At 62.7% G+C, this 15,882-nt stretch carries 8 protein-coding genes and 2 pseudogenes; 9 read left to right on the forward strand and 1 reads right to left on the reverse strand.

Translation table 11 applies throughout. The features are described from left to right. Positions 1-2: 2 nt before the first annotated feature. Genes M673_RS05930 through M673_RS05940 form a run of 3 tightly spaced genes read left to right on the forward strand, consistent with a single transcriptional unit; the run spans position 3 to position 6,154 of the window. Entirely contained in the window at positions 3-1,187 is a 1,185-nt protein-coding gene (locus M673_RS05930; protein ID WP_061974441.1) for a DUF6361 family protein, read from the forward strand. After that, on the forward strand, positions 1,117-3,033 hold the full coding sequence (locus tag M673_RS05935) for a phospholipase D family protein (RefSeq protein WP_244493072.1): 1,917 nt from the start codon (positions 1,117-1,119) through the stop codon (positions 3,031-3,033). The genes M673_RS05930 and M673_RS05935 overlap by 71 nt, the downstream gene beginning before the upstream one ends. Beyond that, a complete protein-coding gene (locus M673_RS05940; protein WP_061974443.1) occupies positions 3,023-6,154 on the forward strand; it encodes a hypothetical protein in 3,132 nt (1,043 codons plus the stop codon). Before M673_RS05935 ends, M673_RS05940 begins: the two co-directional genes overlap by 11 nt. A 966-nt stretch (positions 6,155-7,120) precedes the next feature. On the opposite strand, the pseudogene M673_RS05945 reads toward M673_RS05940, so the two are convergent. Next, a pseudogene (locus M673_RS05945) lies at positions 7,121-7,758 on the reverse strand (IS5 family transposase); the annotation flags it as partial. A 3-nt stretch (positions 7,759-7,761) separates the two neighbouring features. Here M673_RS05945 and M673_RS24090 point away from each other — a divergent pair. From M673_RS24090 to mobF, 6 genes and pseudogenes are all read left to right on the forward strand, one after another. Next, positions 7,762-7,914 (forward strand): annotated as a pseudogene (locus M673_RS24090) (IS701 family transposase); the annotation flags it as partial. Positions 7,915-8,394: 480 nt separating this feature from the next. Further along, positions 8,395-9,390 (forward strand): hypothetical protein, encoded by a 996-nt coding sequence (locus M673_RS05950; protein ID WP_148639986.1) that lies wholly within the window; start codon positions 8,395-8,397, stop codon positions 9,388-9,390. Between the two features lie 328 nt (positions 9,391-9,718). Continuing rightward, positions 9,719-10,588, forward strand: coding sequence for a hypothetical protein (locus M673_RS05955; RefSeq protein WP_061974448.1), 870 nt, complete (start codon positions 9,719-9,721; stop codon positions 10,586-10,588). Then, positions 10,581-11,207 carry a hypothetical protein gene (locus M673_RS24095; RefSeq protein ID WP_148639987.1) on the forward strand — a complete coding sequence of 209 codons (627 nt, stop codon included), beginning with the start codon at positions 10,581-10,583 and terminating at the stop codon, positions 11,205-11,207. Before M673_RS05955 ends, M673_RS24095 begins: the two co-directional genes overlap by 8 nt. Positions 11,208-11,210: 3 nt before the next feature. Further along, entirely contained in the window at positions 11,211-12,941 is a 1,731-nt protein-coding gene (locus M673_RS05960) for a type IV secretory system conjugative DNA transfer family protein (RefSeq protein ID WP_082639199.1), read from the forward strand. A gap of 152 nt (positions 12,942-13,093) precedes the next feature. Beyond that, positions 13,094-15,733 carry a MobF family relaxase gene (gene mobF / locus M673_RS05965; RefSeq protein WP_061974451.1) on the forward strand — a complete coding sequence of 880 codons (2,640 nt, stop codon included), beginning with the start codon at positions 13,094-13,096 and terminating at the stop codon, positions 15,731-15,733. Positions 15,734-15,882 lie beyond the last annotated feature (149 nt).

A 15,882-nucleotide genomic window follows, 5' to 3' on the forward strand; every position in this document is an offset into this window, starting at 1 on the left:
CAATGTCGTCACTTGCCTGGATTGATTTCGACGAGGCCGAGCGCCAGCGCGCGCAGCGGATCATGTCGCTGTTTCAGGAACGGGAGAGCCGGGACGAACTCGGCCTCGGCGGCATCCGCGATTCCATCGCTGACCACCTGTTCCCGGGGACCAGCACGATCCAGACGCGCCTGCGCTACATGCTCTTCATCCCCTGGCTGTTCCAGATGCTGGAAGGGTCGGCGGCCGGGCCGGACCAGCTCACCGCCGAGGCGCGGGCGCTCGAAAACCGGCTCGCCAATGCGCTCAAGGCCGGCGGAGAATCGAACGGCATCATCGGCCGCAACGCCGGCGCGGCCGTGCAGCGGCTCCCCAGCTCGGTCTATTGGGCCGGGCTTTCGACGTGGGGCATCCGCCTCTTTCCCGGCTCGATCGACAGCCTCTTCTCCTCGCTGCGCCATCTTCAACGCAGCCGGCCGCGGGTCCGCGAAAGCGAAGACGCCGCGTCAGAAACGCAGTCCTTCCAGATCTGGACGTCATCGCTGCCGGCCCGACCGGCGGACCTCCTGGAGGCGGTGACCTTTCGCCTCGCGCCCGAGGAAGCCCAGTGCATCATCGACCAGCTGGTGGCGAAACAGCCCCGCAGCCTTCTGACCTTCCTCGCTCGCACCGGCGGCGGCGTGGCCGATTGCCACTACATCTGGGAGCATCCGCATCTCGCGGATTTCCCCGACGATACGCTGGCGTTGGTCGCTCATGGCGAGCTGTTTTCGAGCGTGATGCACGGCGCCTCGCTCCTCTACAATCTGCTGCTGAGCGAGCTGCGCGCCAAGCCCGAGTGGGTCGAGGACTATCAATCGCGGCTGCAGGACTGGCGCACGAGCCTGGATATGCCCGCGATCCGCGCCTGGTCGCTCGACGCCTTCTGGCAGGTCATCGATCACCCGGCCCACCGCATCCGTCCGGCGGCCAAGCGCTTTGTCGGCCAATGGCTCGAGCTGGTCCGGTCTGGCGAAATCGACGGCCGCCGCCTGGCTCCCGCCGCGCGCGTCGTCGAGGAACGCGAGCGACGGCTCAAGACCAGCCAGTCGCGCTTCGCCAACCGGACCGTGCGCGACCGCTGGACGGGCGCGTCGGGTGTCGATCGGCTCTCGTTCCGATGGGCGCAGGCCCGATCGCACCTGCGGGATCTCGCCGATGCTGAATAGGACCACCCTCGATCCCGAAACCCGCGTGCTCTACGGCGACAGCCTGCAGCCGCCGCCCGGCTATGTCTTCGACGCCGCGGTGGCGACGACCTTCTCGCTCGATTTCGAAACCGCGCTGGCGGCGCCCGTCAGTCTGGCCTTGTTCGCCGCCGAAAACCGCGAAGACATCCTCTCGCATCCCTTGGCGCTGCTCGAGGGCGCCGAACGGATCGCCGGACGGCTGGTGGTCTTTGCCGACGCCGGACATCTCCACGCCCAAGGCCGGCCGCATTCGCGGCTTTGCTCATTGCTCGAACGGATCATCGTCGAGGTCGCTGCGCCGCGCGGCGGCGCTTTTCACCCGAAGATGTGGGCTTTGCGGTATCGGCCGAGCCGGGCCGGGGATCCGACCTTGCTGCGGCTTCTCGTCCTGTCGCGAAACCTCACGCGGGACCGTTGCTGGGACATCTCGCTGCGCCTCGACGGCGAGCTGACGCGCCGCCCTGACGCTGGCAATCGCCCGTTGTTCGACCTACTCAGCCGCCTCCCCGACCTCGCCGTGGGCGGCATTATCGACGAGGCGCGGGTGCTGACCCGGGAGATCGCGCAGGACATTCGCCGCGCCCGATGGACGGCGCCCGAGCGCTTTGATGAGGTTTCCTTCGCTCTCAACGGCTTTGGCGGGAGCATCTGGCAACCGTCTAGGTGCGCGCGCCTCGGCGTCATCTCGCCGTTCTGCGATACCGACGCGCTCGACCTCCTGGCGGATCTGCCGACCGCGGAGAAGCCGATCCTCATCAGCCGGCCCGATCAACTGGTTTGCGTCGACGCCGAGACGCTCGACGCCTTCGAGCGCATCTCCGTTCTCGACGAGATGGCCGCCAGCGAAGACGGCGAGGACGTCTCGGCCAACGCGTTGCAGGGGCTTCATGCCAAGGCCTTCATCGCCGAGATCGGCTGGGATACGGTCCTAACGGTCGGCTCGGGCAACGCGACCCGGCCCGCCTTGCTCTCCGGCAACAATGTCGAGCTGTTCGCTTCGCTCAAAGGCAAGCGCTCGCGGGTCGGCACCATCGAGCAGATCATGGGCGAGAAAGGCTTCGGGCGCCTGACCCGGACCTTCGTCCCCAGCGAGCTGGAGCCGGTCGATCCAGCGGTGATCTCCGCCGAGAAGCGGCTCGATGATGCACGCCGAGCCCTGTGCCGGGGTGCGCTGCGGCTGCGTTGCGAGCGGGTCGCGGACGAGGACGCTGCGGAGCACCCGTGGCGCGTCTGGCTGACGACATCGGAGCCGCTACCGCTTAAAGGCGTGGGTGCGCTGACCGTCTGGCCAATCACCCGCGGCGATGGTCATGCCTGCGACGTCCTTTCGGCGTTGCGCTCAGGCGAGCCCGTCGACCTGGGCGTGATGCCGATGGTGGACCTGACCCGCTTCCTCGCCTTTCGCCTGGTCGAGGAGACCGAGAAGGCGTCCACGCTGTTCAGCACCGGCCTCATCATGGATGGGCTTCCTGCCGAGCGCCACGCCGCGATCCTGCGCTGGGCGATCGACAGCCGCGACGCCTTCTTCCGCTATTTGCGGCTCCTGCTCTCCGAGCTCGGCGAGCCCTTCAGCGCGGCATTGGCTGCGCAGGAAGGCGCGGGGGCCGGCTCCTGGGCGACAGCGGCCGACGACGCACCGCTGCTCGAAGACATGGTCCGCGCCCTGTGTCGCGGCGGCGAACGCCTTCGTGCGATCGAACGGCTGATGACCCGCCTGGAGGCAGGCAACGACACAGGGGCCGATCCCATCCCCGACGATTTCCGCACCTTGTGGGATGCCTTCCGCATCGCGCTCCAGGACCAGGACGCCGCTCATGGCGGATAGCCGTTTCGAGGCCGCCGCGGCCCTCACTCCGCTCAAGGCGTTCCAGCGTCGCACTGTCGACTATGTGTTTAATCGGCTTTACGCCGATCAGGATCCGGTGCGGCAGTTCCTGGTCGCCGATGAGGTCGGCCTTGGGAAAACCATGGTTGCGCGCGGCGTGATCGCGCGGACGATCGAGAAGCTCTGGGACGCGAGCGAGCGGATCGACATCCTCTACATCTGCTCCAATCAAGCGATCGCCGCGCAGAACCTGAACCGCCTGAACGTCCTCAATCGGCGCGAATTGGCGCTGCCGACGCGCATGACGCTGATCCCGCTTCAGGTCCGCGGCGACCAGGGCCTCGACGCCAACAAGGTGAACTTCATCAGCCTGACGCCGGGCACGACCTTCGACCTGCGGTCCACGACCGGAGTCACCCGCGAGCGCGCGCTGCTCCTGCGGTTGCTGGAAGACCGGGTCTCGCGGCCGCGCGGGCTGCACAACCTGCTCCAGGTCAGCGCCGGCGTCGACGGCTGGAATTATGCGGTTCGCGACCTGACGCTGGACGGCGTTGATCAGCGGATCATCGACCGCTTTCGCCGCGACGTCGAGGCCGACGCCGCGCTGTTCGAAGAACTTGAAGCGGTCTGCGACCTCTTTCCGCGCCGGCGGGACTCCTACCCTTACGAACTCGGTCACCGCCGGAACGCGCTTGTCGGCCGGTTGCGGGCCAAGCTCTCGCACGCCTGCATCGACGCGTTGAAGCCCGACCTCATCATCATGGACGAGTTTCAGCGCTTCCGCGATCTGCTCCACGGCGAGACGCCGGCGGCCGATCTCGCGCGCGAGCTGTTCGATTATACCGACGGCAACGGCCACGCGGCCCGCACGCTGCTGTTGTCGGCCACACCCTATCGGATGCTGACCCTGTCAGGCGACGAGCCCGACGACGGCGAACATTATCGGGACTTTCTGGAGACCCTGTCCTTCCTTTACGGCCGCACCAACGGGCCTCAAGTCGCCGCCACGCTCGAAGGCGAGATGCGGCGGTTCCGTGCCTTTCTCCACGCGCTTCCGGGATCCAGACCAGAGGCGATCGAGGCGCGGCGCGGCATCGAACAGCATTTGCGCAAGGTCATGTCGCGTACCGAGCGCGTGGCCATCACGATCGAGCGGGACTCGATGGTCGGGGAGACGCCGATGGCGATCTCGATCCAACCCGCTGATCTGCGCCAGGCGGCCGCCGTCTCAGAGGTCGCTCGGGCGCTCGAAGCGCCCGAGACCACCGAATACTGGAAGTCAGCGCCCTATCTGCTGAACTTCATGCGCGACTACGCCCTCAAGCGGCTCTTGCGGGATAATCTCGACCGCCCGGCCGCGCATCTGCGCGAAGCGCTCGCGCGCGCCCGTCCGGCCATGCTCGATCACGACCGTCTCGACGCCTATGAGCCGCTCGAACCGGCCAACGGCCGGATGCGGGGCGTGATGGACGACCTGTTCCGTGATGGACTGGACCAGCATCTCTGGATCCCGCCGTCGCTGCCTTATTATGGTCCTGAGCGGCAAGGCCCGCCTCTGACCAAGGCGCTGATCTTCTCCTCCTGGTCGATGGTCCCCGACGCCATCGCCGCGATCCTCTCCTACGAAGCCGAACGTCGCATGGGAGTCGGAGCCGCCGGTCAACGCTATTTCGGTCATGTCCGTCCGCGCCCCATCCAGTTCCGGCAAAACCATGGACGGCTGGTTGGTCTGCGCGCCATGCACCTGGTCTATCCGTCGCCGACGCTGGCGCGGCTTGCCGATCCCTTGGCGATCTTCGCTTCAAGCTCCCAGCCGCTCTCCGCCGATGAAATGAGAAAGGCCGTCGCCGAGCGCCTGCTGACCCGCGTGGAGGCGCTTTCGCAGAGATCCTTGGATGCAGCCGACGGCCGTGAGTGGGAATGGGCGGCCCCGGCCGTCATCGACGCAATGGCGGGCGCGCGATCCGTCGCGTGGGTGGAGTCGCCCTACGGCTTCGCCACGCTCGGCGACGAGGAAGGCTTCGAGGAGCATGTCGCCGAGCTGCGCACGGCCGCGACCGAGCGTCAGTTTGGTCCGATCGGAGAGGCGCTGATGAATCTGCTGGTCGACATATCGCTCGGCAGCCCGGCAGTGTGTGCGCTGCGCGCGCTGCGCCGCATCGCGCCCGATCTGGAATGGGATGATCCGCGGCTCTTGAAGGCGGCCAACCAGGTCGCCTGGGGGTTTCGCACCCTGTTCAACCAGCACGACGCCGTCGCGCTGCTGCGCAAGGACGATGACGATCGGTACTGGCACCGGGTGCTCACCTACGGGGTCGAGCACAACCTCCAGGCCGTGCTCGATGAATATGTCCACTATCTCGTCGACGCCGAAGGTCTCGGCGCGAAACCGTCGACCGATCGCGTGACCGGGGTCAGCAAGGCGATCTCCGACGCCCTTTCCATCCGCCCCTCACAGATCGAGGTCGATGACCCAGTCGTCGTAGGGAAGAAGCTGGCCATCAACAAGTTCCAGATGCGCGGCCGTTTTGCGATGCGGCTGGCGGACTACAAGGATGAGGAAGGCGGCGCCGCGCGTCTGGGCAGCGTGCGCGAAGCCTTCAACTCACCCTTCCGGCCGTTCGCACTTGCGACAACTTCGGTCGGCCAGGAGGGGCTCGATTTCCACCCCTATTGCTATCGCATCTACCACTGGAATTTGCCCGGTAACCCGGTCGATCTGGAACAGCGTGAGGGGCGCGTCCACCGCTTCAAAGGCCATGCGATCCGGTTAAATTTAGCGCATCGGCAGGGCCGCGTACTCCATGGGGACGATCCGATCTCGGACGATCCGTGGCAGGTCATGTTTGATGCAGCGAGGGCTGAAACCGAAATCGATTCCGACCTCATCCCCTATTGGGTTTATGAGGGCCCGGTTAAAGTCGAACGCCGCGTTCCTTCGCTGCCTTTCAGCCGAGAAATTCGCCGGCTCGACTGGCTCAAACGCAGCCTGACCGTTTATCGGCTGGCCTTCGGTCAACCTCGGCAAGAAGACTTGCTGGAGTATCTTAACCGGCTGCTTGGGTCGGATATGACCGCGGACAAACTCGCGGAACTGCAAATTCGTCTCGAACCACGATGAGCCTCAATGGCCCCATACCGGATGTTTCAGGTCAGCCAGGCGTGACGAGACCATGAGTGTCGAGCGACCGTAAGGTGCACAGGTGTGAGCTCTTCATTTCATTTCATTTTGCTGCGTTTTGCTCCATACTGATTTGAAGCGCTTTGCAGTGGATCGAAGCGTGTTGAATGGCGCAGACGACGAATTGTGCTGCGCCGACGACAATCGAACAGAGCATCGGGAGGGTGCCTTGCGGAATGAGGAACTAATGGAAGGGGCTCGGGCAATCGCGGCGGACATTGACCTGGCAAATGGGCGCCAAGTAAGGCTGGCGAAGGTGATAGATCGGCATCTCGCTTGGTTTGAAGCCGCACGCAGACGCGGCCTCGGTTGGGATGACATTATAGAAGTGTTGTTTGTTGCTGGAGTAAAACGGGCGAACGGCACACGACTTAGCCGCGGACACTTGTCATCTCTCGTATGGCGCAAGCTGAAGAAAGAGCCCGACATCTCGCCGGAAACGAACCATGGGTTCAAGCGGCGGAATTGCGCGACGGCTCGCGGACCGACACCGCCTCAATCCACATCCGTTCGCCAGACCGAATTCTTTCAAACGGAAGCGCCAAAGGTGAGCTCAAAACCGGTGCAGTTTAAGGGAAAGCCGGTAACGTCGAGGTGCCAATCCCCGTTCGTCAGAACCATCAACCATGCCATTGATGCCGTGAATGCGAAGAGCGGCGGTCCCGCAGCGGCGAACGAAGCGGCAACGCCTCCAGCCAACCCGCAGACGACCTTAGACTACATGCGACGCGCGGCTGCACTTCGCCGTAGGCGAGAGGACGAATAAAGTTACGCATAACGTCGTATGATATGTTCGGTATCGGAAGGGGACTCGATAATATTTGGGCGGGGAATAAGAAGGGCAGTGAGTGGGTAAGTCAGTAACGTGACCATAAATTCAATAATTGAGAAGACTAGGTAGGGGATTCACTCAAGCCATTGAGTGATCGTTGCGATCAGCGCGATGGCGGCGAGATAGTTGATGGCGAGGCGGTCGTAGCGGGTTGCGATGCGCTTCCAGTTCTTGAGCCTGCCGAACATGCGCTCGATGATGTTGCGACGGCGATAAGCCTTGTGGTTCAGCGGGTAGACGATGTCGCGGGCGGCCCGCCCCGGAATGACCGGCTCGATCTGATGCTCGCTGAGCCAAGTCCGTAGCTTATCGGCATCATAGGCTTTGTCTACGATCAGGCGCTTTGTCGGTCTCATAGCTTCCAAGAGCGGAAGGGCCATAGTGATGTCGGCGATGTTGCCGGGCGTCAGGGCAAGGGCGACGATCTGGCCACAAGCATCGGCCAGACAATGGATTTTTGTCGTTCGGCCGCCGCGCGATATGCCGACCGCTTGGGCAAACTCCCCGTTCTCCGGGTAGGACATCCACTGGATGTCCTACTGATCCTACGAACTCCGCCGGATGCGGAGCGGTGTGCTTTGACATGGGTGCTGTCGAAGCAGAGCTCATCGGGGACAGCGCCTGCGGCTGCGACCTTGGCAAAGATCCGCTGCCAGACGCCACGCCGTGCCCATCGAGTGTAACGGTTGTAGATCGTCTTGGCCGGTCCGTATTCGACCATAACGAAACGCGCTCTTGGCACGGCTGGCACCGTCACGTTTCGCTCGTCATGCTGGCCTTCGCCATGATGAGCGCGATCCGTCACACGGCCAACGGTGCGATACCTGCTAAAAGGGGGGTCGAAGCCCGAGCCTTGAACCGTCGCTGATCCGCTGGTCCGTGCAGGAAATCCGGCGCATCGCCTGTCGCTTGGCAAGGCGGCGCATCAACCCCGCCCACGTCATCGCGTGGTCGCTCTGGCGACGAGCCCACCAAGCCCCCGCCCGTGTCTCCCATATCAAACGAAATACGCAACTGTAATGCTAGCTTTAATTAATCTGGCAACGCCGACATTGGTCGTCGCCGATCGACATAGCGCCCCCACAGAGCATTTCATTCGAAAGGGCTTTCGAGGCAGACGCACCGGTCGTTACTCGGCAGCCTCCCGCTCAGAAGGGTCGTCACAAGTCATTGCCTTTGTTGGCGTATTCCGTGTGCATTGATTCCGTTGTGGTTGTCTTCGCATTTCGAAACCTTGTCACCGTCTCGCCAGAGCTTCGGTCAACCCGCGAGTTGTCTTATCGGCGAGACGTTCGAGCGCTCCCTGCAAGGGGCGCAGGTGTATGCATCAGGCGAAAGCAAGGAATCCATGACGGATAGCAACAGCAACGACAGAACCAAACCAGCGCATCCGCCAGCGGTAAGCGAAAGTGAACGCCGTGCCCTAAGGCGGAAGCGGCTCGAACGTTTGGCGAAACTAGGATCGGAAGCGCCGGTCGATCCCGCAACTGAGGTGCGTGTCTATTACGATCCGTCGGCTATCGACACGACCGGCTACGGTTTCCGAAGCCTTCTCATCCCAATGCCGGAAATGCGGAACCACGAAGGACGTCGCCCTTTGCGGGCGGTTGCCGAGCGTCTGCAGGTCGCGTGTTGCATACATGTGCTGCGGTGCTACGACGAGATGCGAGCTTCCGGGGTTGGTAGCGCCGAGGCGATCGAGACGGAGTTGAAGTCTGTCGTCCCGTTGTCGTTCGACAACGTTAAGCGGATTGGTAGGAAGGGGTTGGACGAGCGCAAGCTGCCGATCACTGCAGTGGATATGCTCGCGAGCCGTCTCTACGAAGGCGAACCGGATCTGATCCGCGCTCATCGTCAACTGGCGGGGTTGCTGAATACGTCTTTGACGCGGATGAACCGCATCATCGCCGCAACAGACGCGTCATGGTCGATGCCCCAAAAGGACTGGGCAGAGGCCAACTCGTTGGTCATGGAGGCGTTCAATTTCCATCCCAACAGCATGCCGAGAATTGATCTCGTTAGGATCAGCTGCGCTGCTGACATCCAGCCGTCTATTATATGGAGCAGATATCAAATCGACGCTCCAATGTACGAGGTCGCGCGCTTCGCAACGCAGTTGCTCTTCAGGGGGCTGCGGACGAGCGGCGGTCCGCCCGTCGAATTGAAGATGTCGCATTTTGCTGTTGCCGACGAGTTGCTCCATCTCAACCCCTCGGACAGGTACCACGAGATGGCGGCCGTTCAGTTGGTCAGCGATTTACTCAAAAGCGCGGATCCAGCCATGCTGCTCGATCAAGCCATCGATAAAGCGGCGATGGCGGAGAGTGACCTTTTGATCGAGTAATAACGGGGCTCGATAGCCTGGTTCAATTCCAGCCAGCAAAGGGAGCTTCGCCGCTCCCTTTGTTTTTCGATGTCTATTGGCGAAAGCGGCGTTTGCTTTTTCGGTCTCGATACGCAGCGTACGTTGGTTTCGACTGACTCGACGGTGGAGCGGCCCCTCTGCCTTCCTGAGGCGACCGAGAAGAACGGTTCACAGTAGTGGTCTCACGATGAGCGTCCTGTGGGCGTAAGTCTCTGTCAGAAATGCATAATTTACACCTCATTTATTCCGCTGACGAGTTTTCCAGCATTTGCGATGCGTGCAAACCGTTTGGAGAAGGACTGAGAGAATGGCGAAGAAGGTCGAGTCGAACGAAGCCATTGGCAACAAGCAATCGACTGAACCGGACAGGTCGGCCCGCGCGATGATGGTGCGTGGCGGCATCGGGGGGATCGGAAAAAGCAGCTTTCTCGTCAACGTTGCGGATGCTTTTTCCATCGCGTCCGTTCCGCTTGATCTGTTGCAGATCGACGACCAGACGAAGATCGAGCGGATGACCGGGCAACCGGTGACGACGATCGATGTCGCGGTGTTTCGACGCTCGCGCGAGGATGGCTGGGCGCTTCAAAGGGCGATCGCTCCCTTCTACAACGTCGTCGTAGGCATGCCGGCAACGGGTCGATGGTGCGCGATTGAGATCGCCGGAGGCTTGAGCGCCGTCGCTGATGACGCCTTTCTCAGCATCGACATGGCCGAGGAGATTGAGGAACTCCGTATCGCTGTCGACGCCCACATCGTGGTAGTCGCTAGCGAGGAGTCGGTGCGGCACGCGGCGCTAGAAGCTCAGCGGCATGCTCTGTGCTTCCCGGGCAGCCGACTGGTCTTCATCCTGAACAATCGATACGGGCCAGTCAGATCCTTTCTCAACGACGTTTCGGTTGATCTCGGTAAACCTGTGCTCAGGCTGCTGGAAGAACACGCGACCATTGTCGTCCGACGGGTCCAGCCCGAAAGCATACGTTTGTGGGAGAACCTCGGTATCCGGCCATCGCAGATCGCACGCTGGCGCGTCGAGGGCGGCTACGAGAAGGTTTGTGCCGAGACCGGGCTTGATCGCCTCGAAGCAAGACTCTTCGCGAGCGAGATTGTCGGCTGGTCGGCCGATATCCGCGAGCAGTTGATCGCGATCTATCCAGTGCTTGGCGGCTCCGATGTCTGACACCGGGAAATATAAGCGTCTCGAAGCACAGATCGTACGTGAAGGCGCAGAAGCACTTCGGGCATACATTGCCCGTTGTAAGCGGATGTCGCCGGAGAACTTCGCTCGGGAACCACGGTCTGCGACCTCGCGGCTGTCGGCTGCGAAATACGCGGAGATTGTGGTCGCCATTACGGGTATCGATTTGCCGAAGCCGATGGCCGATGCTGTCCAAGAAAAACCCGTTGCCGCGATGTCGCCGCGCCGACCGATCACCAAGTGGTGGCGTAGCCTTTCAAACGCAGAGGTCTCGGTCATCCTAGGCGGCGCAGCGGCGATCATCGCGAGCGTTGGGTTCTCCTTCGGGGCCATTGAGACGCATACGCCAGACCCAATGGTTCGGAGCCGATCGACAGGCGAATGGGGATCGTGCCGGCGTTTGTCACCCGAGGCGGACGGATGTCTGTATTCCGTGCGAACGTCCATGCCCTGGGCGAGAGCGGCTGCGCTGCTCGATCAACCTGAGGCGATGCTGCGTTTTATGAACAAGCATCTTCCCGCCGCTCACAACCTAAATCTGTACATTCCTCAAGGAACGCGCCTGATCATCTGGCGATCGACCGGAAAGCTGAAGGATTAATCGATGCTTCGGAGAACGAAACCTGCCGCCTACGAACATCGTTCCCTTGAACCAGCTGTGACCGCGGCATTGCTAGCTTGCCTCGCTGCAGCGCTTTGCAGCGCCATAATCACCTTCGTCTTGTTCGCCCCGGAAGGTTGGCGAGCGGATGGCCCATTCCGCGCTGATCTTTTCTTTGTCCTTCGACAAATAGTGAGGAACATTCAGCTAGGCGGTCTTTCTGGGAGCATTGATGATACGCTTCACGATCTTCGCGCTCGCTTTGACCTTTACAACGAGATTGCGTGGCGCATCCATGCAATTGGAGCAAGCGCTGTCGCAGCGCTTCTGTTCGTCGGCGTCCGTACTTATAGACGAACTAGATACGTCGATACTCGAACGCATCATGCTGGTCTTCAATTCTGGGCGGGTCGAGCAGGCACAAGCTCGGCCGTCGAGTTCCTTGCTTCCGAAGTCAAAGAGCATGGCACCAGCATCCGTCTCGCGCCAAAGATCTGGCTGCCTAAGATGCGCGAGTTGCGCAACCTTCTGCTGGTTGGGGCGCCGAACAGCGGAAAGACCCGAATTATTCTGTTCTGGCTGAACGAGATCCTTGGACGATTGCGCGAGCATCCGCACGAACGCCTGCTCGTTCATGACACCACGGGAGAGATCCTGCGGGGAATGCCGGTTGCGGACGACGCCATCGCAGCGTTCCACCCGACAAAGAAAGGGGGCTATGCATGGGTGCCGGGGCGAGACGTCCAATCCATGACGTCCGCCATCGCGCTTGCGACGCGTCTCGTCGCGTCGGACGGCACGACGCAGAGCGACAACCGCGTCTTCGACAAGGGCGGCGTAACGATCTTGACGGGGTGCATCGCCCAAACCCGCGCGACACGCGGTCCGAACTGGAGTTTCGCCGACCTTCTGAACACGCTGCTCGGCGATCCGGTCGCCTGGAAGGAGGGGTTCGCGCAGGTCTATCCGCCCGCTGCCGCCCTGGTTCTGATCGACGCGGACGGTACCCTCAACCGCACGACCGCGAGCTTCATCTTGTCGGTTCGGGCTCATGTCATGCAGCTTCTGGATCCGTTGGCTCGTGCCTGGGGTACCGCTCCGCCGGAACGGCAGTTCTCGTTTCTCGACTGGATTGAAGGCAAGAAGCAAGGCCAGCCCGCTATCGTCGTGTTACAACGGTCGGCCGCCAACCCCGCGCTCAGCGCGCTCTGGATCGGAGCGATCGTCGATCTTCTGGCATCGCATGCTTGCGACGAAAGCTTCAACCCCGACAAGTCGATGCGCATCCGCTTCGTGCTCGACGAGATCCACCAGCTCGGCCCGCTGCCCCGCCTGCAGGAGATCCTTGATGTCGGACGCAACAAAGGCGTCTCGGTGGTTGCTGCCTTGCAGGACATGACGCAGTTGCGGCGAACCTACGGCGCCGATGGAGCGAAGGAATTCCTTGGACGCTTCGCCACGAAGATTGTCGGCCAGGCCCAGATCGGTCCCGATGCCGACGAGTTGGCCGCTTCGTTCGTTGGAACACGCGAAATCATGCCGAAACGGGCAGCGTCAAACAACGCTACCGAATTGGATAAGGAGCCGGAGCCGAGAACGGTGGGCATCGTTCGGCCCGAGTATCTTGCATACGATCTCGGGGCGAACGACGAAGAAGTTTGCGCCATCGCCCTTGGTATCGGTGACGTCGTGGAATTGTCGTGGCCGACTACAGTGTGGGAGCCACGTCGATAGTACAGAAGGCGTGTTCGATCGCGCGTCACCATCCATTGATCGTAGCTGCCAAGTCGTTGCGTAAAATGAAGTATTCTCGCTGCTTTGATTCCGTAGCGCCTCAACGGTCCGCCAACGAATTCTGAAGGCCTCCCAACGGAGGCCTTCGTCTTTTGGTCGCATCCTTCGCCCTCATCCGCTCGTCTGCGTACTACACGCGTGCGACCTCCGCTGTTCGGTACTACGAGGCCGGCGCTGAGACTGGCGGCGTCTGGCTGCGCGGACACGCACGGCTTGGGGTAACTGCAGGCGGACCGGTGCGCGCTGCTGACTTCGATCGCGTGTGTCAGGGGCTCGATCGCGACGGGCGTCCGCTTGTGAAGCATAAAGGACCAGGTAAGCGGACGCTCGGCGTCGACATCACGCTGTCATCGCCCAAATCCTTCTCGGTCGATTGGGCGCTTGGCGACGCCGCGATGCGCGAAACGCTCGAGGCGGGCGAACGCGAGGCGATTGAATGGGTCGCAAAGTTTGTCGAGACCCAGATTCCGCTCGCACGGCGCGGACGCGCTGGCGGCCGGCGGGAGTCCGCAGCGTTCACTGTCGCTGTCTTCACCCATAGCGAAACCCGTCCCGAACGGCACGCCGACGGGACGGTAATGCCTTCCCCACACAGGCATCACCATTTGTGTTTTCCCAGCGTCGGCGAGCGCGCGGACGGCACCTGGGGGGCGCTTGATACAGTAGCTTTGCGGTCTTGGAAGAAAGCGCTCGGTGCTAAGTACCGCTTAGCGTTGGCCACGGCGCTTCAGAAGCGCGGTTTCGCGATCGAGGTGCCGGAGGGCGACTGGCGCTGGTCGGTACGCGGTGTGCCGGTGACGCTCTGCCACTTCTTCAGTGCCCGTCGCGCTGCGATCGAAGAAGAACTCGCGGAGGCCGGTGTCACGTCCAGTGCCGCGCCCGCGCTCGCCGCCGCCGTGACACTCGCCGGCCGTCGAGACAAGCAGAACATCGCCGGTCCCGACCTCACCCGGCAGTGGAAGGAAGCCGCCGCAGCGCTTGGGTATTCGGCGGAAGCAGTTCTCGCCGACGTCCGTTCAGCCGGACGGGCCGCAGAAATCGAACTGACCGCGGATGACCTCGAAGCGCACGCAGAAAGGCGTGTCGCGGCCGTGCCGGCAGCGCTTACCGACCATAGCGCGACTTTCGAACGGCGACACCTCCTTGAAGCGGTCGCCAATGCCCTCATCGGATCACGTGCTTCGCCCGACCAGGCGATCGCTATGGCGGACGCGCTCGTTGCCGATGGACACGTTGCCATGCTCGGGGAAGTCCGAGGCGAAGTCATATACTCAACGCCGACGATGATCGCGGCGGAGCGGCGACTGGTCGAGACTGCCCGGCATCTGGCAGACGAGTGCGTTAAAGCTCCCGATCCAGCTCTCGTTACGAGGCTCGTCGAAGCTCAAAACCTGAACGCCGAGCAGGAATCAGTTGCCCGTGCCGCGACTTCCGGGGGGCGCCTGACGCTGGTGCAGGGGGCTGCCGGGACGGGTAAGTCGACGACCCTGAAGGCGATCACCCGAGCCTGGCAGTTGGAAGGCTACACCGTTGTCGGTGCGTCGATCGCATGGCGCGCGGCGCATGGACTTCGGGACGATCTCGGCATCGAGTCTCGCGCGATCGACTCCTGGCTTGCCCGGAGCAAAGGCGATGCGCCGATCTTCGGCCCAAAGACCTGTTTGCTCGTAGAAGAGGGCGGACTTCAGGCCAGTCCTCAAGCCCTGCGACTGCTGTCCGAAATCAAGCGGGCCAGAGGCATCGTGGTGATCGTCGGCGACGAGAACCAACTCCGTCCGATCGGACCTGGTCACGCCATGCGGCTGATTCGGGAAGCTGTCGGTGCAAGTGAGATCGCGACCGTCGTTCGCCAGCGTGAAGCTTGGGCTCGAGAAGCCCCGCAGAGTTTTGCTCGCGGCGACGCCACCGCCGCACTCGCCGCCTTCGCCGATCGCGGTCTCGTCCGGTTTTACGACGGACCCCGCGCGACGGTCGAGGGAGTCGCCGCCGAATGGCAACGGCATCGTGACACGGCTCCGGAACAAAGCGTCCTCGTCACGGCGAAAACGAACGCCGAGGTCCGCGCGGTGTCGGATAGGATTCGACAGCTCTTGCGCGAGCGTGGAAATCTGCGCGGAGCCGACATCGCTGTGGAGGCCGCCGACGCGTCCGGCAACGGCTACTTGCTGCGTCTGGCTGAGGGCGACCGCGTCCGCTTTCTCGTCCGCCATGACGCGCTTGGCGTGATCAATGGCACGGAGGCTGAAATCGCCTCAGTGCATGAGGCCGCGGACGGCTCGGTGCGTATTGGCGCCGTGATTGGCGAGCGCCACGTCGAGTTCGCGTCCACCGACATTGCCGATGCTACGGGTCGCGTGAAGCTGGTGCATGCCTACGCTGCAACAGTGTTCCAGGCGCAAGGGATCACCGTCGACGCAGCGCTCGTCCTCGCGTCCGCGCGCTTGGATCGACACGACGCCTATGTCGCGGCCAGCCGGGCACGCGGCGACACGACGTTCTTCATCGATGGCCGAACGCTCGACCGAGAGATGGTAGCGGACACGATTGAGGCGGTCGCAGCCGGTGACGACGAGGCACGCCTCCGCTTTCTAGCCGAGCGGTTGGCGCGTGCCAATGCGAAGACCACGACGCTCGACCTTCTCGCGGCCGAGGCAAACGCGTCGAAGGTGACGAGGACGCGGGATCTCTCGAAAGTCCATGACCGTCGCCGCGAGCTCGATCATGAGCTCTGAGCCGCCCCGCCTCGGATCTGCGCCGCGCGGCAGCCGAAGCGACAGGACGCGCCGTGAGAAGCGCAAGCCTTCGGACGCCAGTAGTTCGGCTGGTGTGCAGCGCGGCCGTAGCCGCAATCCAGCCCCAAAGGCCGTTCCGCGTGACGAAG

Origin of the sequence: Aureimonas sp. AU20, assembly GCF_001442755.1 — a bacterium.
Taxonomy (GTDB): Bacteria; Pseudomonadota; Alphaproteobacteria; order Rhizobiales; family Rhizobiaceae; genus Aureimonas.

What these genes read in the sequence shown, in the direction of transcription:
- M673_RS05930 (WP_061974441.1), top strand. Translation starts at nt 3, where the DNA reads ATGTCGTCACTTGCCTGGATTGATTTCGACGAGGCCGAGCGCCAGCGC.
- M673_RS05940 (WP_061974443.1), top strand. Translation starts at nt 3,023, where the DNA reads ATGGCGGATAGCCGTTTCGAGGCCGCCGCGGCCCTCACTCCGCTCAAG.
- M673_RS05950 (WP_148639986.1), top strand. Translation starts at nt 8,395, where the DNA reads ATGACGGATAGCAACAGCAACGACAGAACCAAACCAGCGCATCCGCCA.
- M673_RS05955 (WP_061974448.1), top strand. Translation starts at nt 9,719, where the DNA reads ATGGCGAAGAAGGTCGAGTCGAACGAAGCCATTGGCAACAAGCAATCG.
- M673_RS24095 (WP_148639987.1), top strand. Translation starts at nt 10,581, where the DNA reads ATGTCTGACACCGGGAAATATAAGCGTCTCGAAGCACAGATCGTACGT.
- M673_RS05960 (WP_082639199.1), top strand. Translation starts at nt 11,211, where the DNA reads ATGCTTCGGAGAACGAAACCTGCCGCCTACGAACATCGTTCCCTTGAA.